General features: G+C 71.0%; 12 protein-coding genes. 2 read left to right on the top strand and 10 right to left on the bottom strand.

Going from position 1 to position 25,446, the window contains the following annotated elements:
* Nucleotides 1-4: 4 nt before the first annotated feature.
* The 9 genes from BM004_RS30450 to BM004_RS41595 form a co-directional block, all read right to left on the bottom strand.
* Entirely contained in the window at nt 5-1,795 is a 1,791-nt protein-coding gene (locus tag BM004_RS30450; RefSeq protein ID WP_218152750.1) for a putative porin, read from the bottom strand.
* 68 nt (nt 1,796-1,863) lie between these two features.
* Nucleotides 1,864-2,598, bottom strand: a complete 735-nt coding sequence (locus BM004_RS30445; protein WP_256220120.1) for a hypothetical protein — start codon at nt 2,596-2,598, stop codon at nt 1,864-1,866.
* Between the two features lie 10 nt (nt 2,599-2,608).
* Nucleotides 2,609-3,019, bottom strand: coding sequence for an ExbD/TolR family protein (locus BM004_RS30440; RefSeq protein WP_093136235.1), 411 nt, complete (start codon nt 3,017-3,019; stop codon nt 2,609-2,611).
* Nucleotides 3,020-3,032: 13 nt separating this feature from the next.
* The gene (locus BM004_RS30435; protein WP_093218942.1) at nt 3,033-4,865 is read right to left on the bottom strand and encodes a DUF2341 domain-containing protein; all 1,833 of its coding nucleotides are present in this window, start codon (nt 4,863-4,865) and stop codon (nt 3,033-3,035) included.
* A gap of 70 nt (nt 4,866-4,935) precedes the next feature.
* On the bottom strand, nt 4,936-6,657 hold the full coding sequence (locus tag BM004_RS30430; protein WP_256220119.1) for a ShlB/FhaC/HecB family hemolysin secretion/activation protein: 1,722 nt from the start codon (nt 6,655-6,657) through the stop codon (nt 4,936-4,938).
* 252 nt (nt 6,658-6,909) lie between these two features.
* The gene (locus tag BM004_RS30425) at nt 6,910-20,577 is read right to left on the bottom strand and encodes a filamentous haemagglutinin family protein (protein ID WP_177206645.1); all 13,668 of its coding nucleotides are present in this window, start codon (nt 20,575-20,577) and stop codon (nt 6,910-6,912) included.
* Nucleotides 20,578-20,760: 183 nt separating this feature from the next.
* Complete coding sequence (locus tag BM004_RS30420) at nt 20,761-21,807, bottom strand: FecR family protein (protein WP_256220118.1); 1,047 nt, start codon at nt 21,805-21,807, stop codon at nt 20,761-20,763.
* Between the two features lie 19 nt (nt 21,808-21,826).
* Nucleotides 21,827-22,387: an RNA polymerase sigma factor gene (locus tag BM004_RS30415; protein WP_093131978.1), complete on the bottom strand. Its 561-nt coding sequence runs from the start codon at nt 22,385-22,387 to the stop codon at nt 21,827-21,829.
* Nucleotides 22,388-22,392: 5 nt separating this feature from the next.
* Nucleotides 22,393-23,127, bottom strand: a complete 735-nt coding sequence (locus BM004_RS41595; protein WP_093218939.1) for a secretin and TonB N-terminal domain-containing protein — start codon at nt 23,125-23,127, stop codon at nt 22,393-22,395.
* Between the two features lie 232 nt (nt 23,128-23,359).
* Here BM004_RS41595 and BM004_RS30405 point away from each other — a divergent pair, with 232 nt between their 5' ends.
* Nucleotides 23,360-23,716 (top strand): hypothetical protein, encoded by a 357-nt coding sequence (locus BM004_RS30405; RefSeq protein ID WP_143072561.1) that lies wholly within the window; start codon nt 23,360-23,362, stop codon nt 23,714-23,716.
* 109 nt (nt 23,717-23,825) lie between these two features.
* On the top strand, nt 23,826-24,638 hold the full coding sequence (locus BM004_RS30400) for a transglutaminase domain-containing protein (protein WP_093218935.1): 813 nt from the start codon (nt 23,826-23,828) through the stop codon (nt 24,636-24,638).
* A 16-nt stretch (nt 24,639-24,654) separates the two neighbouring features.
* On the opposite strand, the gene BM004_RS30395 is transcribed toward BM004_RS30400, so the two are convergent.
* A complete protein-coding gene (locus tag BM004_RS30395) occupies nt 24,655-25,440 on the bottom strand; it encodes an AraC family transcriptional regulator (protein WP_093131970.1) in 786 nt (261 codons plus the stop codon).
* Nucleotides 25,441-25,446 lie beyond the last annotated feature (6 nt).

Here is a 25,446-nt window from a genome sequence, read left to right as displayed (position 1 = left end):
CTCCTTAGAAACGCGCATTGAATTCGAGCTGCAGGGTGTCGATCGACTGCGGCGGTCCGTAGACCTCCTTGGTCGAGATCCAGCGGCCGGTGAACCACATGTTCTTGTCGATCGCGTACGAGCCGCCCAGGAAGTAGCCGCGCGCATTGGTGCCGCCGCCGTGGAAGGTCGAGTCGTTGTAGCCGTCGGGCATGGCGTCGGGCTCGATGCGCTTGTAGCCCGCCAGCACGTTCCAGTCGCCACGCGCGGTGGGTGCCGGCTTGCCGTAGGTCGCCTGCACCATGTAGGCATTGCCGCCGCTCTTGAAGTCGGACTGGCTCACGCCGCCGGTGGGGCCGAAGTTGTTCACGATGGCGCCGCGCAGGCCGGCACGGTTCCAGATGTCGCGCGAGTCGTACGCGGAGTTCTTCACGAAGTTCGCGTCCAGGCGCAGGTTGTTGCCGGCCACGGCCGTGTCCCAGCGCAGGTTCAGGTCGATCAGACGGAACTTGGAGGCCAGGCCCACGAACTGCGGCTGCGGCGTGCCGGCCGGGTTGAGCGGGTCCAGCGAGATGTCGCGCAGCAGCATGAGCGTGTTGCCCTTCTGCATGAAGGCCGGGCGCGACCAGTCGGTGCTGCAGCCGTCCACGCCCGCATACAGCTTGCAGGGCTCTGAGACCTGGCCGCTGATGTTGCGGAAGTTGTAGTACGCGAGCGCGCCGCGCACGCGGTTGTCGTCGTCGATCTTCCAGTCGGCGCCGATCTGCGCGCCCAGCAGCCACTTGTTCTCGCTCTTCATCTTGATCTGGTTGCGCGCCGGCGCGTTGTCCGACGAATATTCCAGCGGGATCAGGCCGAGCGTGCCGAACAGCGACAGGTCCTTGTTGGACGTGAGCTTCTTGTCGAACTGCGCGGCGATGCCGTCGAAGTTCAGGTCGTTGGAGTACAGCAGGTCGCTCGACATGAAGGGGTTGCCGAAGCGGCCCGCCGTCACGGTGAGCCAGTCGACCGGCTTGTGCGAGATCCACATCTGGTCGAGCCACACGCTCTTCTTGCTCAGGCCGCCGCCCAGCGTCTGGGTGGTGGACACCGGGCTCTCGTCGCTGCCCGAGGCCAGGCGCACGCCGGCCTTGGTGTTCTCGGTGAGGTCGGCGAACACGCCCAGCCGCGCGCGGGCGCGGAACAGGTTGCGGCGGTCCTGGCGGGTGTTCAGCAGCGACGGCAGCGCCAGGTTGGTGTTGGGGTTGACGTCGTAGCCCGAGCCCTTGTTGAACTCGCTCCAGTTGGTCTCGATGTCGCTGTTGCCGCCGGCATAGCCGCGCGACTCGTTGCGCACGCGCACGTCGCCTTCCACGCGGATGCGCTTGCTCCACTCGGGCGTTTCGTTGGGCGCGGCCCAGCCTTCGTCCTTGGCCTGCGCCATGACCTGGGCCTTGACCTCGTCGCGGATCTGGTCGCGCACGGTCTGCGAGATGTAGGGCACGCGCACGTCGCCCGCTTCCAGGCGCAAACCGCCAGCCGTGCCGGCGGCGCTGGCCGACGCGGCGGTGGCCGAAGCCGGCATGCGCTGCGCCTGCTGCGCGGCCATGGCTTCGGTCTGCGCCTGCGCGAGCAGGGCCTCGCCCACGTCCTTGGCGAGCGTGCCGCTCTGGATCAGGCCGCGGATCAGCCTGACCATGGAGGTGTCCGCCGGAGCGGCCTGGGCCGCGGCGGTGCCGGGCGCGAAGACGAACACGGAGGCCACGGCCGCCGCGAGCGCGCACTGGCGCAGGACCGGCATGGCGCGCCGGCTCGGAGTTTGTTGAAGTTGGTTCATCGCTTCGTTCACAGGATTGAATGGGACAGTCGGGGCGGCCGGGGCACGGACCGGCAGGCGGTCAGCGTTCATGGCCGGCGCCCCTTCATGGACACGCGCATCGGGAATCGCAGCGACGCGGGCGGTTTCTCGTCGATGCGGTCCAGGCCGCGGATCAGCGCGAGCACCGTTTCGTCGATGTCGCTCGTGCCGGTGCCGCGCACCAGCTGCGCCCGCACGGTCTTGCCGTCGGCGCCGAGCCACAGGTCGATCTGGATGTCGTCGAACACCAGCTGGCGGGTGCGCGCGTCGCGCGACAGCGCCTGCTGCAGCAGGTTGGCCACGTAGCGGCCGTAGGAGCCGCTGCCCAGTCCGCCGCCGCCACCGGTGCCGCTCATGCCGCCGCCGCTGCCGGCCTGGATGCCGAACGCGTCGTTGCCGGCCTGGGCCGCGCTGTCCATCGTCACCGGGTCGCCCAGGTCTTTCGACGGGCTGGGCGGGGTGTCGTCCTTCGGCGGCTCCAGCGGCTCGACCGGCTTGGGCTCGGGCTCTGACACGGGTTTGATCTTTTCCGGCTCGGGCTCGGGCAGCTTCTCGGGCTCGGGCGGCGGTGGGGGTGGCGGCGGAGGCGGCAGCATGAGCATCGGCGCATCGGCCACCACGCGCTTGGTGCTCGCGGTGTCCGACAGCAGGTGCCATACCAGCGCCACCAGCGCGGCGACCAGCACCCCGCCAATGGCCGCCCCGCCCCAGCGGCGCCACAGCCCTGGCTTCGCGCCGGCGCGCCGCGCGGAAGCAGGAGAACTCGGGTCGCGAGGGTTCACGCTCGGTTCCTCACTTCTGCTTGCCGGTCACGAGGCCGATCTGGTTGAGCTCGATGCGGCGCAGCAGGTCGAGCACGTCGATCACCTTGGCGTACTGCACGCTGGAATCCCCGCGCACGATCACGGGAAAGTCCGGCGACAGCGCCTTCTCGGTGCGCAGGCGCTCCTCGAGCTCCGGCAGCGTGACCGGGTAGGCATCGAGGAACACGTTGCCCGCGTTGTCGATGGTGATGGCCTTGGTCTTGGGCTTCTCCAGCGCCACCGAGGCGCTGGCCTTCGGCAGGTCGACCTTGATGCCCGGGATGCTGGCGTTGCTGGTGAGGATGAAGATCACCAGCACCACCAGCAGCACGTCCACGAAGGGCGTGATGTTGATGCCACCGGTGCGCCTGCGCGGCGCGAACTTGGCTGGGGTTGCCATGTCGGTGCGCTCCTCAGGCCCGTGCTCGTGCCGGTACCGACGGCATCGAGCGGCCTTCGCCCTGCTCTTCGGCCAGGCGCGTGACGAACTCGTCGACGAACACGGCCATGTCGGCGGTGATGGCGTCGGAGCGCGAAGCGAGCCAGTTGTAGCCGAACAGCGCGGGAATCGCGACGCCCAGGCCGGCGGCGGTACACAGCAGCGCGGCCGCCATGCCCGGGGCCACCGAGTTGATGTCCACCGCGCCGGCCATGGCCGCCACGACGAACACCAGCATGATCCCGATCACGGTGCCGAACAGGCCCACGTAGGGCGCGCCTTCGATGGTGGTCGACAGCCAGTTCATGCGCTTGGACATGCGCTCGATCTCGCGCACCATCACGCCGTCCATGGCCGCGCGGATGGCGCCGATGGTGGCGTCGGACACCGCGCTCAGGTCGTAGCCGCGGTCATGGCGGCGGCGCATTTCGTCCACGGCCACTTCGTACAGGCGCCACAGCGACGAGTCGGCACGCACCTCCTGCGGCACCGTGTTGTGGGTGGCCAGGCGGTCCAGCGGCGCGCCGGCGGCCTCGCGGAAGTGCTCGATGAAGGTGCTGTTGGCGCGCGCGGTGGCACCGTAGTGGCGGCCCTTGCCGATCATGATGGCCCACGAGACGGCCATCATCAGGCCCAGCAGGCCCACCACGATCCACGCGTCCAGCGGCATCGCGGCCAGGATGAAGCCGAAGTGGCTCTTGCCGGCCTGCTGCTCGTCGGCGCCGAACACCGTCAGGCGCGACTCGGCGCCTTGCGAGACGGCGTCGGCCAGCAGCAGCGCGTCGCCGCGTGCCACCTTCGACAGGCGCGCTTCGTCGATGGCGCCGGTGAAGGGCGCGAAGGCGGCGGCTTGCGCGGCTTGCGTCCCTTGCGCTCCGGCTGCGGCAGCGCCCGCCGGCCCGGTGGCCGGTGCATCGGCGCCGAGCGCGGCGGCGGTGTTCATCGCGGGCAGCTTGGCCGCCAGCGACACGGCGGGACGCCCACCCACGTAGAGCGCCACGCTCTCGCCTTCGGCCTTCACCGCGATGTGCGACCACTGGCCGGCCTGCACCGGCTGGCCCGGCGTGCTGCGCTGGCCGTTGACCTGCACGAAGGGCACGCCCTGGTCGATGCCGACCACGAACTCGCCGGCGCCGTCGCGGCGCGCATAGATCGCCTGGCGCGCGCCGAGCTGGTCGGGCTTGATCCAGGCGGAGAAGGTGAGCGTGCCGCCGGCCTGCACGGCGAGCGACGGCGTGGCCGGCAGCATCAGCGCGCCGTTGCCCATCTGCGCGCCCTTGCCGATGACCGTGCCCTCGACCGGGACGGTGGGCGTCTGGCCGTTGTTGCCGTAGGCGGTGGTGTCGCGCGGGGGCACCGCGCCTTCGGCGAAGTGGTAGACCAGCGTGTAGTCGGGGTCGAAGCTGCGCTGGCCGTTGCCCGAGGCCGGGGCCTTGGGGTTGCCGTAGTACATCCACAGCTTCTGCGGCGTGCCGGCCGAGACGTTGGGCACGTCGACCCAGATCAGCGCCATGCCCAGCAGCGGATCGAACTGTTCGATCTGGTGGTTCAGCACGGTCTTGTCGTCGGCCGCGACGAAGCGCAGGTCGGCGCCGGTCTCGCTCACGCCTTCGAACTTGAAGTTGCCGGTGTGCAGGCGCACCAGCACCGGCACGCGGCCGGCATCGCTGCCGATGGCACCGGCCTGCGGGCCGCCGTCGATGGTGACGGGCTTGCGGTAGGACCACTCGGCCTGCCACCAGGCGTGGGCCAGGCCCGGCAGGAGCGTGCTCAGCAGCGTGAGCACGATGAAAAGGATGCGTCGCATGACAGTTCTCCGGAAAACTCGTAGAGAGAGAAAAAAATGAAAAGGAAACGGGGAGCCGCGCCGCCGGTACTCAGTAGCTCGCGGTCAGGCTGAAATTCACGTTCGCGTCGTGCCGCTTGGTGCGCGGGCCGTCCTTCAGCGGGTAGCCGAAATCGACCCGGCCCGAGAAGTACTGGCCCACCTTGAAGGTCGTGCCCACGCCCACCGAGGCGAGCTGGAAGCGGTCGGCCTGTTCGGCCAGCGGGTTCTTCAGGCGCAGCCGCGCGGCATCGACGAAGCCGTACACGCGCCAGTTCTCGACCGTGCTGCCCAGGAAGGTCAGCGGCTGGCTGCGCAGCTCGAGCGAGCCGACCACGCCGTAGTCTCCGGTGGCCTCGGCCGAGAGGTAGCCGCGCACCGAGTTCATGCCGCCGCCGGCGATCTGCTCGCTCGACACCAGCGGCGAGTCGGTCATCTGCGCGTTCACGCGGAAGGCCAACTGCTGGCCGCCGTCGAAGGTGTGGGCGCCGTTGAAGTCGGTCTTCAGCACCATGAAGCTGGGCGAGGACTTGTAGCGCTTGTAGTCGAAGGCGGCGGAGTCGCTGCCGTACTTGAACGAGCTGCTCGTGCCCACCACCAGCGACAGGCCCACGCCGTACTGGCTTTTCTCGGCCTGGCGCAAGCCGGTGTACGACAGCGTGATGGGCGCGTACTTCAGCGGCACCGTGTCGCCCGAGCCCTTGAGCTGCAGCGCTTCCTTGTTGTTCTTCAGGTCCACGCCCATGCTGAACGAGTGCCACCAGTTGCCCGCGTTGGGCACGGTGTAGATCGCCTTCAGGCCGATGGAGTGGCCCTTGCCCAGCACGCTGGTGCCGCCGACGGTGGCCACGTTGCTGTCGGACACGTAGGCGTTGCCTTCCAGGGCCCAGTTGGTGCCCGCGAACGGCGCGTTGTACGAGGCCGAGAACACCTTGGTCTGGCTCAGGTCCTGCGGCGCGCCGAAGAAGCTGATGGAGGCGCTGTGGCCCATCTGCCAGAGGTTGTCGTGGCCCAGCGAGACGCTGGCGCGCAGCTTGCGCGTGTCGGCGCTGTAGTCGTTGTTCAGGCCCACGCTGGCGCGCCACGGGTTGCTGTCGTCGACCTTCAGGTCGACGTCCATCGTGCCGGGCAGGCTGCCCTGGCGCACCAGCGGCATCACCTGGCGCTTGGGGCCGCGGTTGAGCGCGGTGAGCTCGGTCTGCGCCTGCGTGAAGTTGGGCACGCCGCCTTCCTTCAGCGCGGGCACCTGGTCGCGCACGTCCAGCGGCGAGCTGTACTCGGCGCCCACCACGCGCACGCGGCCCACGCGGGTCTCGTTGACCTGCAGGAACACCACGCCCTGCGTGACCTGCTGCTCGGGCAGGTCGACATACACCGACTGGTAGCCCGCGGCCTGGTAGGCCGCGAGCAGCGCGTCGCGCGCGGCCTCCACGTCCTTCAGCGTGCGCTCCGGGCCGAGGAAAGGCGTGACGGCCTTCTCGATGGCGCGCGCGTCGAGCACGGTGTTGCCGCGCACGATGTACTCGGCAATGTCGACCTTGCGCTGGGGTTCCGCGGGGGCGGGGGCGGGTGCGGCTGCCGCCGCAGGTGCGGCTGCGCCTGCCGCCGCAGGTGCGGGTGCACTTGCCGCCGCGGGCGTGGCCACGGGTGCGACCACGGGCGCGGGTGCGCCGTCCGGCGCGCCCGCCTGCGCGAAGGCCGCTCCCTGGGCGCCCATCGCCATCACTGCCAGCCACACCGCTCTCCAACACATCGGTGGGCTGTTCTTCTTCATGTCTTGCATTTACAGCTCGTTCTCAAAGATGAATCGCTGTGCAGCAGCGCATGGTGGAGAGCCCTCATGTCGCTGCTGCGTACGGTTATCTAGACGCACGGCGCGCGCGGCGACTGCCGTTTGTCACAAAAACTTCATCAAGAAACCGACACTCGGTCCGGCGCACGGGTTTTTGTTGCACATAAGAAGAAGGGCCTCCGAATGGGAGGCCCTTGTTTTTGACACTGCGATGAAATCAGCGGCGAATCACGCTCATTGCCTGAGCCCGCGTTTCTCGCCCGGCGTGAGCGACTGCATCTGCGCCGCGGTGAGCGTGCCGGCGCCGAGCACCTGCACCACGCCCTGCGGGTCGTAGGCCGCATGCGGTTCGCGCGCCTTCGGCGCGGCGCCGTTGTCGCCACCGCCCGCGCCTTCGTTGCCGAAGCCCAGCACGCGCACGCTGAACACCGAGGGCAGCGCCTGGCGCTGCGCCGCGCGGTCGCGCTGCAGCACGTCCTGCGCGGCCGCCGCCGCCTGCGACGCCGCCGCGCTCGCGTTGGTCAGCGCCCCCACGTTCACCGCCGCGATCACCGGGATGCCCACCGACTGCCCCTTCACCTGGATGTTCTCCGCGTTCACCACGCGCAGCGCCGCAAGGTTCACGTTGCCCGACACCCGGATCCCCGCCTCCCCCGCGTCGATCGTGCCCAGCGGCGCGATCAGGTCCACGTCGCCCGGCGGGATCTCCGGGATCGGGTTCAGCGTCGCGATGCCCGCGCCGGTGTTGGGCGTGTTCGGCGACAGCGCCACGTTGCCGACGTTGTCGTAGGCCCGCCGCTGCGGCGTGTACACGATGGTGGTCTTGGCGCCGCGCCCGGCATTGATGTCGCCCTGCGCCGACCACGCCAGCACGTTGCCGCCGAAGGTGGTGAAGATGCGGCTCTGGCCGAGCAGCAGGCTGCCATGCGTGTAGACGTTGATGTCGCCCTCGCCCTGCGTGAGCAGGCCCGAGCCCTCGCCCGGCGTGAAGCCGCCGTCCACGCCCACCACCGCGCGCCCGCCCGGCACCAGCAGGCTGATGTCGCCGCCGAAGTCGGTGTGCATGCCGGCGTCGAGCACCTTGTAGTACGGCAGGTCGGTGCCCGTGCCGCCCATGGTCAGCCATTCGTCGTAGCGCATGTAGGTCTTGCCGGGCAAGGGGCGTTTGGTCGGCTCCGCGCCGCTCAGCTCGAAGTACCGGGCGCTGCTGAACATGGTCAGGTCGCCCGCGTAGCTGCGCGCGTTGCCCTGCGCGTCCTGCGACGGCAGCAGCGTGGCGATGGCCTCGCGCCCGCGCAGGTAGCTGCCGCTGCGCCGGCTCTTCGGGTCGTTGTACTCGCGCCCGCCGGCCTTCAGCTCGGCGTAGTACACGTTGCGCAGGAAGGCGCGTTGCTGCGGTTGCGGCAAGGCGTCGAAGAAGGCGCGCGCGTCCATCGTCTTCGCGTCGAAGTGCAGGCCCAGGCCGTTGGCGCCGCCGAAGTGTTCGGCGAGCCAGTTGACCAGGTGCAGGCCGCTCTCCAGGCGGTACTCGCGCTCCAGCGTGCGGATGGCCGCGCCGCCGCCGGTGCCGCTGCCTTGCCGCCCGCGGTCGAGCTCGGCCTGCTTGCCCGCCAGGTACGCGGGCGCGCCCGCCTCGTCGCCGCCGTAGCCGAACTCGCGCGCCAGCCATTGCGCCAGCGACAGCGCGCCTTCGTAGGTGCGCAGCGCCTTGCCCGGCTGTTCGGCGAAGGACTGATCGGCGTTCGCCAGGTTCTTCGGATCGAGATAGCGTGCGGCAAAGGCCGCCCAGTCGGCGCCTTCGCGACCCGCGCCCACGGTCACCGCAATGCCGGCGCCGCTGCGGCGGTCGCCCGGCACCACGCCGGGCCCGCGCGCCACCGAACCGACGCTGCGCAGCTCGGCCTTGTCGGCCATGTACACGTCGCGCCCCGCCGTGAGTTCGAGCTGGCCAGGCCCGGCCACGTAGAAGCTGCTGTAGCGGATGTCGCGGCCCGCTTCCACCACCGACACGTCGTCGATGTGGTTGTGCACGATCAGGTTGCCCGTGGCAAAACCGTTCCCCAGCGAGGGCTCCGGCCGGTACGGCGCATTGCTGTCGGGGCCGCGGGTGCGCGTCCAGCCCAGGGCATTGGCCGGCAGGGCCTCGGGGGCGCCGAGCGGCGTACCGGCATTCACGATGTCGCGCCCGGCGCGGATCGCGACCGGGCCGCTGCCTTCGTACCAGGTGTCAGTCGGGCCGAAGACCTCCGAGCGCGAGATGATGGAACCGGTGCGCAGGCCGACGATGTCCCCCTGCACCGCGTAGAAGCGCGACGGCGCCTGGCCCGTGACGCTGTAGCCCGAAGCCGTGGGCGGCACGAAGCTGAACAGCGGATAGCTCTGCGCCGTGACATTGGGCGCCGAGCTGCCCGACAGCAGCACCGAAGGCGCGATCGCATCGGGGTGCACGTTGGTGATGCGAAGCGGCCCGTACCAGACGGCCTGGCCCAGGCCGACGAAGCCCGGGTTGAACGGCGTGGGCAGCATCGCCGGATCGACGCCCGAGGGCGTGACCGCATAGCCGCTCGCGTAGATCGAGTCGCCGGCCAGCAGTTCGAGCTGCGGCTTGCCCTGATGCACGAACTGCGCGCCGACCGGGGTCGGTGCCAGCAGGATGCCGGTGCTCGACTGGTCCGGCACGTTGCTGCGGTTGAACGTGCCGGTCACGGCGTTGCCGTAGTAGAGGCTGCCGTTGGCCGATGCCGCGCGCAGCACCGAGGGGTAGATGAAGCGGTCGCCGCTCGCCACCTGGTCGCTGCGTTCGCGGTTGTCGGTCCAGGCCATGCCCGGTGTCAGGTTGCCGCCGGCCGAGAACAGGTCGACCGCGGTCGCCGGCGTCCACAGCGAAAACCAGCCGATGCCGCCGCCCGCGAAATGCGAGCCGCCGGAGGTGAACGGCACGCCGCCGTTGAACTGAGGCACGCGCCCGGCGTCGGTCACGGTACCGATCACCAGGTCACCGCGCGCCTCCACGCGCAGGCCGCTGTCGCCCAGCACCAGCACCGGACCGCCGCCGGCAATGCCGGAGCTCGACACGTTGACACGCAGCGCGCGCGACTCCGTCGGGTCGGCCCGGTCGTAGCGCAGCTCGATGCCGCCCACCGCGCCCGCGTCCACGCGCAATGCGCCGCGCAAGTTGGTGAAGGTGCCGTTCAGGTCCAGCCGTTGCTCGGTGCGGCGCAGGTCGGTCGCGACTTGGCTGCCTCCGTAGGGCGCGAAGCTGCGCGTCTCGGCCACGGGGTTGAGGCCGCCGCCGATGCGGATGTCGAGGTCGCCGCCGCCGGTGAGCACCAGCTCGCCAGCGGAGGTCACGCGGCCGGTGCTGCCCACGGCCAGGCTCAGGCCCTGGCTGCGCGAGACGAAGGCGGCGTTCCAGTCGCTGACGAGGTTGAGCATGCCGGCATCGCGGCCCGCCTCGAAGACCAGGTTGCCGCCGCCCAGCGTGCCGAAGCCGGTGAAGCCCATCAGGTAGGGGGCGCTGTCCTTGCCGGCACCGGCCACATAGGTTCCGAAGTTGATCCACCAGGCCGTCGGCACGTCCTGGGCCACGGCGCCGCCGCCCTGGCGCCACAGCCATTGCCCGACGGAGCTGGTGCTCGTCATTGGCCCGCGCACGCCCAGCGGGTCCGTTCGGAGCAACGCGGCGGCACTGCCGACCTGGTCGCCCATGACGTCGCCCCCCGCGCGCAGCAGCAGGTTGCCGCCGTGCTCGGGGTACCACGCCTGGTAGAGGCTCTGGCTGCTGCTGCCGTCGACGAAGGGCGCGAGCGTGGTGCCCAGCGAACCGAGCATGCTGCCGTCGGCCTGCTGGCCGCGGGGCAGGTTGTGGAGATCGGCCTTGCCCGGCTGCGCCAGCGAGGCCGAGGGCGTGCCAGCGGTGTAGACGCCATACGGCGAAGTCATCAGGATGTCGCCGCCGGAGACCAGGTCGAGGTCGCCGGTACCGGTGCGCAGCACGCTGAAGATCGGCTCGCGCAGCGGCTTTTCTTCCAGCCGGGTCTGTGGCGGCTTGCCGGGCGCGGTCTGCACCAGCAGCGGGCCGACGCCGAAGTTGTTGAGCTCCAGGCCGCCCCAGCCAAGAACCTCTTCGACCTGCGCCGGTGTCAACGCCTGCCCGGGGTGAATGTCGAAGCCCAGGCCTTGCTCGTTCCAGAGCGCCACGTCGGCGTCGATCGCCCACATGAACTCGCCGGGTGTGGCGGTGCCGGGAATTTCAATCCTGATGAAGCTGGAGCCGTAGTGCGTGTCGGACAGGCGGATGCCTGCATTGGCATGCGGCTGCGTGAGGCGCGAGTCCGCCGCCGACAGGTCGGCCCCGCCGACCAGGCGCAGGTCCCAAGACTGCGAGCCCTGCGCCAGCAACGGCGCCAGTGCCCAGGTGCGGCCCTGGGTGCCGTCGGCCTCGCGGTCGCGCAGGTCGACGAAGTTGATGCCGCCCGGCAGGCGCACCAGGGTTTCGCTGGGAATGACCGCGCCCTTGGCCAGCGCAAGCGGCCGCGCGAGCTGCACGCCGTTGAGAGGCGATCCCGGGAAAGACTGGTCGTGGATGACGCCGTCGGGGAAAGGCAGCGCCACGCCGTGCGGCCAGGTCATGGCCGCCACGTTGGCGACGTTGTTCAGGCGAAAGCCCGCGCCCAGTTGGGCGCCAGCGGGCAAGGTCACGTCCGACGGGAGCACCGTGCCCGCGGCGTACAGCTCGTTGCCGGCCGCATCCCGCACCGCGCCGCCGAGCACCGCGCCCTTGGCCAGTGCCAGCGGCTGGCTCAGCGTGGCCGTGACGGGCAGCAAGGTGCCGCGCGCCAGGCTCATCGCCTGCATCGGCAGGTCGTAGTTCAGCACGCGGCCCGACTGGAAGAAGGTGCCTGTGTCCAGCGTCACGCGCCCGCCCTGCGGCAGCACCATGTCGCCACCCAGCGGGATGCGCCCGCTCGGCAGCACCCAGCCCTTGTCGTCGGGCGTGACCGGCAGGCGCGCACCGTCGAAGCCGTCGCTCAGGCTGCCGAAGACGTCCAGCCGGCCCTTGGCGCGCAGCACCAGCGCGCCGGCCTCGCCCGAGCCCGCGACGCCGGTGCGCTGCGTGTGCGGGTTGACGCTCTGGTAGCGGTAGCCCGACAGGTCGATGTCACCGTCCAGGTGCAGGTCGCCATCGGCCGTGCGGCTCGCGATTTCGATGCCCGGGCGCAGGTGGAAGGCATCGCCGTACGCGCGCAGGCCCTGCAGCCGGGCGTTCATCAGCGTGCCGTTGCCCAGCGCGTTGGCCATGAAGACCGTGCTGTCGGCGTGCTTGGCATTCAGGTAGGCCTGCGTGACCGACTGGTAGCTGCGGCCGTCGACGCCAACGTCGGTGCCCACTGGCGCATCGTCATAGCGCCAGAAGGCGTTGAGCATGATCGACCGCGCGCCGTCGATGGTGATGCCACCCGCCGCGTCGATGCCGATGTCGTTGCCGGTCGCGCCGCCCAGGCGCGGTGCGTTGAGCGCGACGGTGCCGAACGAGCGGCCCGAGCCCCCCGCGCGCAGGTCCATGCGCACGCCGGGCTCGATGCGCAGGCGTCCGCTGCCCGCATCGATCTCGATCACCGCGCGGTTCGGTGCATCGATGGCCTGGCCGTAGCTGTCCACGCGCAGCACGCTGCCATGCGCGTCGAGCACGGCGTTGCCGGCCAGCGTGACGCCGTTCTTCGCCGCGAGGCGGATGCTGCCCACCTGCTCGCCGCTGGCGTCGACAGTGCCGGCCACGGTGAGCTGGCCGTTGTCCACCGACACGTTGATTTCGCGCGCGCGCAGTTCGTTGCCCACCAGCAGGTCGCCCTGCCTGAGCTGGAAGCTGCGGCCGCCGACCACGCCGCCGTCGTTCAGGCGCTGGTTGAGGCCGGTGAAGTCGTCGATGTGCTGCGCGCGAATGTCGGCGCGGCCCGCCGCGTAGGGCACGTCGGTGCCGCCCGCGTCGTAGTGGCCGCTGCTGGCACCGCGCAGGGTGCCCGCGAGCGACACCGTGCCCGCGGTGTCGCCCAGCGCCATCGCCACGATCTTGCCGGCGCGGTTCTCCACCGCCGACACGTCGATGGCCGAGCCCGCCGCCTGCGCGATGTTGCCCGCGCGGCTTTCGAGCAGCACGTCGCCACCCCAGCTGTGCTTGGCGCTGTCGAAGAAGTCGATGCGCCGGCCCGCCATGTCGATCTGCGCGCCCGCCCCCAGCAGCAGGTCGCCCTGCGCCGCGAGGCTGAGCTTGCCGCTGGGCAGCAGCACCGCGGTGTCCAGGCGCAGGTTGCCCTTGCGGCTGTCGAGCGACAGCTCGGCGCCGAGCGCGTCGGCCAGCGCCGCGTTGTCGGGCGCGCCGGCGCGCTCGCCGGGGAAGGCCGCCACGTCGATGTCGCCGCCCGCCGAGATCCTGTTGACCGAGCCCGCGCGGCCGGTAAGCAGCGGCGTGCGCAGGTGCAGCGTGCCGCCGCTGTAGCTGAAGTCGTTCAGCGTCTGGTCCCATGGGCCGCGGCTCTGGTAGACCGACAGCGAGCCGCTGCGGTTGGCCGTGATGCGCTCGCTCGCGTTCAGGCTCACGTCGGCAAAGCCGAGTGTCGTGCGATCGAAGGTGTGGACCGAATCGACGCGCGCACCGGGGCCGAAGCCGAACTCGATGCGGCGCGCGTCGATCGCCAGGCGCCCGCTGCCGGTGCCCGCGCCGCCGGCCACCACGTTGCCGGCCGGCGTGTTCGCTCCGTTCCACACCAGCGTGTCGGTCTGGATGCGCGCGAGCGCGTCGGCGCTGCCGTGGCCGTAGATGGCGGGCGTGCCCAGCACCAGCCGCTCGACCGACGAGCGGCCGGTGGCGGGGTCGATGGTGGACAGCGTGGCCGTGTCGTAGAAGTTGAGCGAATCGCGCACCGTGAGAACCAGGTTCTCCAGCGCGGGCGCGCCGGCCTCGGTGTCGCCGCGCAGCAAACGGTCGAGCACGCCCTGGTTGAGCGTGAGGCCTGGTGGCAGCACGCCACGCGCGGTGGCATCGGCCAGCGACTTCTCGCTGCCCACGTTCACGCCGCCCACGGCCAGCACCAGGTTGCGCGTGCCGTAGCGCACCGCTTCACCGAGGTTGAAGGCGTTGTCGGTCGCGGCCGTGATGGTGCCTTCGGAGTACAGGCGCGTGACACCGGCGCACGGCGTGAGCGTGCAGACGCCGATCTGGATCGCGCCCGCGCCCTTGCCGTCGCCTTCGGTCGGCAAGGTGGGCGCCAGCATGTCGAGCCAGCCGTTGGACACGGCCACCAGGCTGTTGGGACCGGGTGCGAAGACGAAGCCTTCCTTCGAGTCGTAGGCGGCGTTGCCGCGGCCCAGCGTGTTGATGCTCGCGCCCTGCTCCACGGTGATGCCGCCGGCGCGCGAACTGGTGATCAGAAAGACCTCCGCCGCACGCAGTTCGCTGCCGGCGCGCAGCACGACGGCGCGCGACTGCGTGGTGGCATTGACCATGTTCGCCTGCTGCAGGCTGCCCTTGTTGTCGGTGTAGGAGGCCGTGAGCTGGCCGCCGATGACCAGGCGCGCGGCGCCGATGGCGTTGAGCTCGGAAGCGTGGATCGACACGCCGGTGAAGCCCGGCGTGCGCGAAGCGCCGTCGGGCAGGATCTCGACGTCGCTGCCGCCGCCGACCGACGCCGTGCTGCCGCGCCCGCCTTCGGCCGGGGCGGCCAGTACGCTGCCGGCAAAACGCAGCTGCTGCGGCCGCTCGAACGAGCCGGCTTGCGTGGGCGCCACCAGGTCCACGCGGATCGACTTGGCGTCGCGCTCCAGCACCGCGCGCGGCACGCCTTCGCGCAGCGCCTGCGCTTGTGCGAAGGCGCTGTAGCCCATCTCGTTGTATTGCGAGTAGGTGCGCAGCGTGTCGGCCGGCGTCAGGATCACCTGCGTGGGCATCGCATCGCGAAACGCGGTGCCGGCCGTGCCGAGCTGCCCAGAGGCCGCCCACGATCCGTTGCGCATGGCACCGGCGGTGCCCATGGTGCCCACGCTGGGCGCCAGCCCGTTCAGCTCGACCCGGAACGCGCCCGGCAGCAGCGCGTAGGTGGAAGGCAGCAGCGTGTAGGTGCCCGGCGGCAAGCCCGGCACGCCCGCGCCGATGGTGATCTGGCGGCCCACGGCCGCGCTGCTCGCGCCCTTCTCGCCACTCGCGCCATTCACCGGCGCATAGGCCGCCGACATGCCCGGCACGATCGCGTACACCGGGTTGGTCGCAAGGCCCGGCAGCACGAAGCCGTGGCCGTCGGCGCTGCGCTGCATCAGCGGGTTCATGCGCGCATCGACCGAGCCGCCACGGCCCGGCAGGAAGGCCGTGCCTGTGAGTTCGCCGCCGCCGGACAGGTCGACCACCGCGCCCGCGTGCACGTCCACCGCGTGGCTCACCAGGCTGACCGACGGGTCCCGCCCGACGCCCCGGTACTCCACGTCCTTGCCGTTGACGACATAGTTCAGCCCGTCCGACGTGCCGCCATAGGGCATGCGCAGCCCGGCCGCGCTGACCGACGTGACGCTGCCCGGCATCAGCTCGACCAACCCGGTGTAGCCGCTGCCCGTTGCACTGCCCAGCGTGATGCCGCCCAGCGGCGCACGCAGCACGCCGCCCTGCACCACCTTGGCCGCCGACAGCGTGAGCTGGCCGAACACACTCTGCGGCAAGTCCGGCAATGCGTTGCCGATGCGCTCCACGGTGAGTGTGCGCTGGGGGTCGAACGCGACGTCCACGGTGCCGAATTCAGGCCGGGGAGTGCTGTAGCGTCCGGCCACCACGGTGGCCATTTCGTTGCTGGCCGGATAAATCTGCGCCGCCGCGAGCGTGAGGTTGCCGGGCACATAGAGCCCGCCCCGGTCCTGGAAGCGAATGTCTCCCTGGCTGGCCAGGCGCATGTCGTCGAAGGCGAGGCGCTCCACGGCCACCTTCTTGCCATTGTTCAGATAGACCAGGCCGCGGGTGCCGGTCATGACGTCGCCGGCGATGTCGATCTGGTCGGCGTCCACCCGCAGGCTGCTGCCCGCCGCCACCTTCGGAACGCCCAGTTCCCCGCTGCCCTGGCCCAAGTTGCGCGCGCCGGTCACGGGGTTGGGCATGAGTGTGTTGTCGACCTGGCGGTTGGCCGAGCCGCCAAGGCGCACGTAGGGGGCGCTCAGCACGATGCGGCTGTCGATGGGGGCGTTCTCCACCAGGCCCAGGCTGCTGGCGGTCAGGCGCAGGCTCTGGCCCAGCCGAAGTTGCACCGAGCCGTCGAAGCTCAGCACGCCGTTGACGCCCAGCGCCAGGTTGTCGAAGCCGCCGGCCTGGATGCGGTCCACGCCGACGCGCGCGTGGCCGTAGGTGAGCGCGGGATCGGCCGCGCCGGCCTGCAGGCCGGCCGCCAGCACGCCGTCTCCCTGCGTCTGTGCCAGCACGAGTTCACGCGTCTTGCGCACCGTGTCGGTCACAGTGGGGCCTGCGTAGGTGAAGTTGGCGACCGGGCCGTAGATCGGCGTCTCCAGCGTCAGGGCCAGCGTACCGCCGGCCGCGCCAGCGCCGCCCGAAGCGGCACGCATCTGGCCGTCCAGGTACAGGCCGCGCGAAGAGGTGAGCGAGATCACGCCGCCCTGGCTGGGCGCTTCGAGGGGCCCCGCGCCCGGCTGGTACAGCGTGGCCGTGGCGCCCGAGGCGTCGAGTCGCGCGCCGGGGCGCACCACCACGAAGGCGTCGGCCTGCGCCGACTTGCGGGTGTCCAGGTCGAAGGGCACGCCGATCTCGATGGTGCCGCCCGCGCTGACCTTGCCGTAGGCATGGCCGAGCGAGTCGGTGGCGGTGAAGGCGCGTCCGGAGACGTCGAGTTCGGCGTGTTCGCCGATCCAGATCGAACGGTTGTCACCGAGGCCATTGGCAGTGTCCGCCGGCCCGGCCTCTTTGTAGGCCCCGCGCAGCACCGAGATGCGTCCGCCCGGGGCCTGCAGCAGCCCGTCGATGGTGGTTTGCGCATTGGCTTCGAGCGCAATGGCGCGGCCCGGGTCGACCTGGATGCGCGCACCGGTTCCGATGGTCAGCGCCCCTTCCGCTTCCAGCGTGCCCGCCTTCAGCGACAGGTCGGCGCCGTCGCGCATCGTGAGCGTGCGACGCACCGCGTTCTCTTGCTGCAGCGGCGGCAGCCAGGCCTGCAGCGCCTGCGAGGTATTGCCCCCGGTGGCCAGCATGCGGCCCGCGGCCGGGTCGAAGCGCAACACCGGCATGACGACCTGCAGCTGCGCGCCGTCGACCACCGAAATGCCGTCGGGCGAATTCACCGCGTAGCGGCTGAAGCCGCGCTGGAACAGGCTGGGGTCCAGCGCGAGAAAAGGCACCACAGCCACCGTGTCGGGCCACACCGTGCCGGTGGCAATGCGCGTGCCTGCGGGCACCGTGACCGGAAACCTGGAGGCAGTGCCGGCCTTGTAGACGGCGACCAGCTCGAAGGTCGGCAGGCCATTCGGAAACACATCGGCCGGCAACACATAGCCCGCGGGAATGTTGGAGATGCCGACCAGAGCGCTGCCCGCCGGCACCACCTGGTTGGCGGCAATGAGCTTGCCCGAAGCCAGTTGCACGGTCGACGTGCTCACCCACGGGGCGGCGGTGATCACGGGGTTCTGGTCGTCCAGCCGCGGCTGCGAGTTCTGCCGCACCACCTGCCCTGGCGCCAACCTGTCGCTGGTGACGGAGAAGTCCATCGGGATCGGCGCGCCCGCGCCAATCACGTAGTCGTTGGCCAGGCGCAGCGGCTGCGCGCTGGCCAGCCCGCCCTGCAGCACCTTGTCGGCATCGGTCGGCATGCCGCCGATGCTGATGGTGGTGCCGTGTTCCACGCTCAGCTTGCCGCCGCCGCGCACGCCGTAGCCGCGCAGCTCGCCGTCCATCGCCAGCGCGCCGGCGCCCAGGTTCTGGCTGGCGCCCAGCGTCACGTTGCCGCCCTTGCCGCCGCGCAGCGAACCGTCTTCCATCAGTGCCGCGCCCGACGACACGTCGATCAGGCTGCCCGTGCCCAGCGCCACGCTGCCGGTGCTGCGCATCGACACGCTGCCGCCGTCCACGTACGGCAGGCCGGCAATGTCGTTGCGGTCGATCTTCAGGTTGGTCCAGAGGCCGCGCGCGTCGAGCGTCACGCCGGGGGCCACCCGCGTCTGGGCGAAGTAGCCGCCGGGTGGCATCTTCTCGATCGGCAACTCCAGCCAGGGCTGGGCCGCGGAGGACGTGCGGCGCTCGATCATGTTGCCCAGCAGAATGCTGCCGCCGCGCGCCGTGAGGTCGGCATTGACCTTCACCTCGGTCGCGTGCAGCGCGAGCGTGCCGCCGTGGGCAACGCTCACCGCGCCGTCCACCTGGATGCCGCCCGCCGCGTACACGCGCAGCTCACCCAGCCCCAGGCTGCTGAGCCAGCCGGCGTCGAGCAGCAGGCTCTTCGCGGCCGCCTCGGGCAGCGGCTGCGCGAGGGCCAGGCCGTCGGCCAGCTGGCGCGCATGCGTGCCGATGTCGACCTTCTCGACCACCGCCTCGGGGCTGTTGCGCAGGTTGCGCAGGGCCTTGTCGTGGTACGGCGTGAGCGCGCCGATGACGAGCTGCCCCTGCTTCGCAACGGCGGTCTGCGACTGCAGGTAGCCCTCCATGCCGGCGTCGCGCGCGCGCTGCTGGCGCGGTCCCTGGAAGGCGGCGGTGGTGAGTTCGCCCTCGAGCACCGCGGCGCCCGTGGCCACCACCAGCCGGCCGGCGTCGCGGCCCACGGTGTAGCCGCTTTCCAGCCGCTGCTGCGGCGCGATCAGCGGGTTGTAGAAGAAGTCGGTGGCCGAATCGCCCCAGCGCTTGTGCGCCGACTCGAAGCCCTTGTACACGCCGTCGTACAGCAGGTCGCCCGGTGCCTTCGAGGCTTCGTAGAGGCGGCCGTCGCGGCCCTTCAGGTAGCTCTGGCGGATGTTGCCGGTCTGCACGTCGAGCGTGCCGCCCGAGAGGTTGATGCTCGAGCCGCCCTGCGTGACCAGCTCGCGGCCCGCGAACTGCACCGTGCCGCCCTGCGCCGCCCACTCGCCGATGCCGTGGCCGTCGGTGCCCAGGTAGCCGCTCACCTCCAGCAGGCCGCCTGCCGTGTACCAGCGGTCGGTGTCGTAGCCCTGCTGCGCGTCCTTGGGCACGCGCACCAGCGTGCGGCGGTCGATCCACAGCTTGCTGTTGTTCAGCCGCTTGCTGTCGCGGTTGCCCGGTGCGTCGCGCTGCTCGTTGCCCTGCACGTCGACCTGCACGTTGTTGGCTTCCATCGCCACGTTGACGCCCACCGCGCCCGAGACGTCGATGCGCGCGCCGCTGGCCACCTGGCTGCGGCGCGCCGCGTCGACCATCACCTGGCCGCCGGTGGCGAGCGTGAGCGACTCGCCCTGGAAGTCGACGTTGCCGCCGCTCACGATGCGCACCAGCGACTGGTCGCGGCGGTTGAAGCCGTCGCCGCCGGCCTTGTCGCTGTCCGTCAGCAGCGACTCGCGCTGCACGTCGAGCGCGGTGGCGGGGTCGGCGTCGAGCCGGATCGCGCTGATGCTGCCGGGGGCGAGCGTGACCGTGGCGCCAGCCTGCTTCTGGTCGGCCAGCAGATGAATGGTGCCGCGCGTGTGCACGGAGGTGGTCGCTTCCAGCACGCCCTCCTGCCGCACCTGGCGGCCCACCATCGTGATGTCGCCGGTGGGCGCCTGCACCAGCCCGCTGTTGACCACGCGGCCGGCGGCCGAGTCGCCCAGGTACAGCGGCGTGACCACGTTGCCGCGCGTGCTGGAGGTCTGGTTGGCGTCGGTGCCCATGCCCTTGCGGATCACGAAAGCGTCGCCGGCGGCCAGCACGGCCTGGCCCGACGGCGTTTCGATGTGGCCGCGGTTGATGCTCTCGCGGCCCGCGAGCAGCACGTAGCCGCCGCCTTCGGTGACGCTGGTGGGCCGGTGCGTGGCGATGCGCGCGCCGGCCTCGACCGTCACGTCGGCCGTGGCCGCGCCGTGCGTGAAGCCGGTCGCGGTCACGGCCAGGTCGTTGGCCAGCGTCGGCACGAAGGCCGAGCCCTGCGCGTCGCTGTACAGGCCCTTCTTGAACTGCGCGTCGCTGAGGCCGACGGCGGAGGCCACGAGGTTGCGCGTGTTCACCTGGCTGCTGCCGCTGAACACGATGCCGTTGCGGTTGACCACCAGCACCGTGCCGTCGGCCTGGATCTGCCCCTGGATCTGCGAGGGCCGCGCGTTCGGGTCGTTCACGCGGTTGAGCACGGCCCAGCTCGGCTGCTGCTCGAACTTCAGCGTGGTGTTCTTGCCGACGTTGAAGGTCTCCCAGTTCAGGATGGCCTGCGCGCCGGTCTGCGCAACGGTGACCTGCGTGCGGCCTTCGCCTTGCGTCTGCACCGGCGCATTGGCATTGGCCCAGCCCGCCGTGAGGCTGGCGGTGTCCACGCGCAGGCCGCCTTCGGCCAGGCCGTCGGGCACGCCCTGCCCGCCTTCGATGGCCGCACGGCGCGCGGCCTCTTGTGCGGCCTGCTGCGCCGCGATGCCGCGCGCCGCGATGTTCAGGTTGCCGATGGAGCGCTGCAGCTGCTCGCCCGCGCGCTGCTGCTGCGCCTGCGGGCTGGTGAGCATCGACGCGGGCATGCCGTTGGGCAGCCGGCCGGTGGCCGCCGCGGTGCTCTGCGCCATGCTCTTCTGCGCCATCCACGCGGGGCTGAAGGCTTGCTGCGCATGTGCGCCTTGCACCGCGGCGCCGGTGGCCAGCATCAGGGCGATGGCATGCACCAGCGGCGTGAGCCGAGGCTGCGGCGAGAAGAAAGAAGAAGGGTGCGTGTTGCGCCGGGACACCGTGCTGCTGCTGCGTTGCATGCGGACTTCCATGGGTTCGTGTTTCATTGCTCGAATCGATGCCACGCGCACACGTCCGGACAGCGGACGGCGCGTGGTCTACCGAGCTATGACAGCGAAGAACGCGAGCGACTGCACCATGTCACGAAATCTTCACAAAAGGCGTCCGCGGCGGCTGCCGGCCGCCATCCCGCCATCCCACATTCACGCCTTGCCCATGCCGAGCAGCACGATGCCCCCGGGCAGCTGCGTGAGCTCGGCGCCGTACACGTCGCGCACCAGCGCCGCCACGTCGTCGAGCCGGTCGATCGAGAAGCTCGCCTGCACCTTGCTGCGGCCCAGCGCCTCGCTGGTCAGCACGAGCCGGCCGTGGCGGTAGCGGTTGACCTCGGCCACCACCTCCGCGAGCGGCACCTGGTCGAACACCAGCTGGCGCCGGCGCCACGCGCTGACGGCGCTGGCGGCGCCGGTGTCCACCGCCGTCACCGGGCCGAGGCCGTCGGGGCCGTAGCGCAGCTGGCGGCCTTCGACGAGCTGCGCGCGCTGCGCGCCGCGCGCCACCTCGACCTGCCCCGCCAGGCAGGTAACGCAAACCTCGCCGCCGAGGTTGCGGATGTTGAAGCGCGCGCGCACCGCCGACACCATGCCGCCCGCCGCGGCGACGCGCACGCGGGCGCCGCCGCCGGCGGCCGGCGCGCCGGCGAGCACCTCGGCCTCGCCGGCCACCAGCTCGATGCCTTCGCCGGCGTCCGCGCCTTCGCCGCCACCACTGCCACTACTGCCACTACTGCCACCACCCGGCAGCGTGTTCACGCGCGTCTGCGTGTTCATCTGCACCACCACGCCGCCGCCGATGTCGACCTCGCGCTGCTCGCCGGTCGCGGTGCGGTAGTCGGCACCCCATTCGGTCACAGAGGCCCAGAGCCCGAGCGGCGGCGACACCGCCAGGTAGGCCACCGATGCCAGCGAGGCCGTCACCGCGCCGCCCAGCAGCGCGCGGCGGCCCGCCGCGGGCATGGGCCGGGGCGCGAGCAGCGGGGTGCGCTGGCGCGCCGCGCGTTCTTCCTGCTGGCGCACGCGCTGCGCGGCCGGCGCCATCGACTGCCACACCTCGCGCGCCCGCACGAAGGCCTGCGCGTGCAGCGTGCTCTGCGTGCACCAGCGCCGGAAGGCGCGTGCGTCGTCTTCGTTCGCCTGTTGCGAACCCAGCCGCACGACCCAGGCCTGCGCTTCCCGTTGCATGGTTTTCATCGCTTCGGACTCCCCGCGTTCAGCTGTCATCACGCTTAGACTGTTTTCCCGCGCCGGGACCGAAGCGCTGGATGAAATCCCTGCCCAGCCTTTCGCAGCAATGCTCCAGGCCGGCGCGCAATTCCTTCTCGACCGTGCGCACCGACACGCCGTAGCGCGTGGCGATGTCCTTGTGCGGCATCTCGTCCACGCGCGCCGCGAACACGATGGCGCGGCGGCGGCGCGGCAGCTCGGCCAGCGCGCGCTCGAGCGCCTCGATCTCGCTGCGCGCCTCGGCGCCGCGCGCCGGGTCGGCCATCTCGTCGGCCATGTCGTAGAGCTCCTCGACCTCGCCGGCATTCAGCAGGCGCGCGTTGCTCTTGCGCTGGTCTTCCGCCGCGTTGAGCGCAATGCGGAACAGGTAGGCCGACGGGTAGCGCACCACGTCGCGGATGTGGGTGTTCTCCACGCGCAGGTACGCCTCCTGCAGCGCGTCGTTGGCCAGGTCTTCCGAGCCCAGGCGAATCTGCAGGTGCTTGCGGAACTGGGTGTAGCGCGCGAGGAAGAGCGCGCGCAGCGCCGCCTTGATCGACTCCGGCATGCCGCTCAGCCCGCGCCGCCGCGGTACGGCCGGCAGTCGCGCTGCGGATTGGCGCGCGGGGTCAACAGAATGGTCACCGGTTGCGCGAGCGCCGCCGGCACGGGCGCCTCGAGGTCGAGGGTGCGCAGGCGTTCGATGACCGCCGCGTCGCGCTCGTGCACGCCGCTGCCTTCGAGCAGGCGTGCCGCGCTGACCAGGCCGCCGGGGTCGATCCACAGTTGCACGGCAAGGCGGTAGCGCCCGAAGGCGTCGGGCTGCGCGATGCACAGCACGCGCGTGATGGCGCGCTGCAGCACGGCGCCGAAGGCGGCCTGGGCGAGCGCGGTGTCGGCGCGGCCCGCGCCTTCAGGTGCGGGGGCTTCGGAAGCTTCGGGCGCATGCGGCGCCGCCGCGTCGTCCTGCAGCGGCACCAGCGTGAACGCATTGGCGGAGATGTAGCGCGCCGCCAGGCGGGTGCCCGCGAGCAGGCGCCTCAGCGCCTCCTGCGGCGCGAAGTCGCCATGCACGGCCGCGGCCTCCCGGTCCGCCATGAGGCTGCCGGCCACCAGCACCGAGTGGCCGGTGATGCGGCCGAAGACGGCCAGCGAGGCGGCCAGCGGCTGGGCCGGCAGGTCGAAGCGCACCATGGCCTCTTCCTGCGGCGCGGCGTGCACCGGCGACCAGCGCGCCCCCAGCATCAGCGCCATCATGAGACACCAGGACAGTGTCAGCGCGCCGCCGGAGGTGGAAGGAATTGTCATGGGGCGGAAATCGAAACGGCGTAGGTGGTCGGGGAAATGGCCGGGCGCCCGGCGGCCGCAGCGAGACTAGCGAGGGCGCATGACCGACATGTGACGTTTGGTTTCCATGCGCCGCCTGGCGCGGCGTGCGTCTTCCGATTGACATGCGCGCTGCATAGACTCTTCGCTTTTTCCGTCCTGCCTTGCCGTGCCTTGCGTCGGCGGTGGCGGGCCGGACACGATGGAGGTGGGGATGGGCAGGTGTCGTCTGTGCGGTTTCGCCGCTGTCTCTGCTGTCGTTGCGCTGGCATGCAGCCTCGCCGCACCGGCGCGGGCCGCCGAGGCCGCTTGCGTCGAGGTGACCGTCAACGGCGAGCGCGCGCCCTCCTATGCCTGCATGACGGACAAGCTGCGTCCGGCCGCACCGCCGCCGGGCACGGCCACCCAGGGCCTGGCTTCCGAAGCCATCGTGCAGCGGCCGTCCAACCAGCTCGGGCTGTTCAATCGCGCCGCGACGGAACACCGCATGGGCAACACCTTCGGCACCTCCGTCTATCCGCAGCGCCCGCCGGCCGTGACGCCGTCGGGGCCGGTGTTTCCGAGCCGCTGAACAGAATCGCCAAGGCCGTCCCGCGGCCGCGCAGCCAGGTGGCGCGGCGCTTGCATGTGAATCGACCGGCACGCACAGGCACTCCGTCCGACCATTGAAGGGATTTGCAATGAGGCTTCACGCCACCTGCAGGATGACCGTCAACGCCAGCAGCGACTGCCCCGTGGTCGCCATGCTTCGTCCGCGCAGCGGCGACGCGCAATGGATGGTCAGCGAGCGCTACGAGCTGCACCCCTGGGTCACGACCACCGAATACGTCGACAGCTTCGGCAACCTGTGCCAGCGCCTGACGATCCCGCAAGGCGAGATGCGCATCGAGGTCGAGATGATCATGGAAGCGGAAGCCGCCATTGCCGTTGCGCCCGACGCCGCGGCGGTGCCGGTCGAAGACCTGCCTTCCGACGCGCTGCAGTACCTGCTGCAAAGCCGCTACTGCCCGTCCGACAAGATGGGCGAGCGGGCCCGGCGCATCGCCGGCGATACCAGGCCCGGCTATGCGCAGGTCGAGGCCATCCGGCAATGGATCCACACCAACCTTCAATACATGTACGGCGTGAGCGACGGTTCGACCGACGCGCTGGACACGCTGAACGACGGCGCGGGCGTGTGCCGGGACTTCTCGCACGTGGCCATCGGCATGTGCCGGGCGCTGCGCATCCCGGCGCGCCTGGTGGTGGGCTACCTCCACCAGCTCGACCCGATGGACATGCACGCATGGTTCGAAGCCTTCGTGGGCGGGCGCTGGTACACCTTCGACGCCACGCAGGACCGGCCGCGCGGCGGGCGCATCGTGCTGGCCTACGGGCGCGACGCGGCGGACGTTGCTTTTCTCTCCAACTACGGGCCGCTGGAAATGGGCGATATGGCCGTGACCGTGGAAGAGATTTCCGCGGATGCGACGGACGCCGCGCAGCGCTGCTGAGCAACAGGCCGGCGGGTCAGGACGGTGCCCGGCGCAGGTACGCGCTGGGCGGCACGCCCAGCGTGCGGCGGAACATCGCGGTGAAGGCGCTCGGGCTCTCGTAGCCGTGCGACAGCGCCACCTCGAGGATCGACGCGCCCGCCGCCAGTTTCGGCAGGCTCAGCAGCAGCCGCGCCTGCCGGCACCAGGCGCCGAAGTTCATGCCGGTCTCGCGCTGGAACAGGCGCGCGAGCGTGCGGCTGTTCATGTGCAGGCGCCGCGCCCACGCGTCGAGCGACGCGGGCCGCGACGGGTCGCGCACCAGTTCCTCGCACAACGCGGCCAGCCTCGCGTGGCGCGGCATGGGCACGTGCAGCGACAGGGCCGGCGCGGCCTCGATCTCGTCGAGCAGCAGTTCCATCACGCGCTCGTCGCGCCCGCCCGGCGCGCAGTCGCGCGGCAGCGCCACGGCGGTGACGATCAGCGCGCGCAGCAGCTCGCCGACGTGGATCACGCGGCATTCGCCGCCCAGGTCGGCGCGCGTGCCGGGCTCCACGAAAACGGTGCGCATCTTCACCACGCCGGCCATGCGGATCTCGTGCGCCATGCCGGCCGGCACCCACACGCCGCGCCCCGGCGGCACCACCCAGCTGCCGGCCGCCGCGCCCACGAGCATCACGCCTGAAATGGCATGGATCAGCTGCCCGCGCCGGTGCACATGCGAAGGAATGAAGGCGTCGCCCGCCGGGTCGGTCGCCAGCGCCGCGACGGCGCGCGGGGTCGACTCGCCCTCTTCGGGCCGCAGGTTGATGTCTTTGTCCATTTCTCG

Origin of the sequence: Variovorax sp. OK212, assembly GCF_900112425.1 — a bacterium.
Classification (GTDB): Bacteria; Pseudomonadota; Gammaproteobacteria; order Burkholderiales; family Burkholderiaceae_C; genus Variovorax.
Note: the sequence above shows the minus strand (reverse complement) of the source record. Positions and strands in the feature narration are given on the sequence as shown.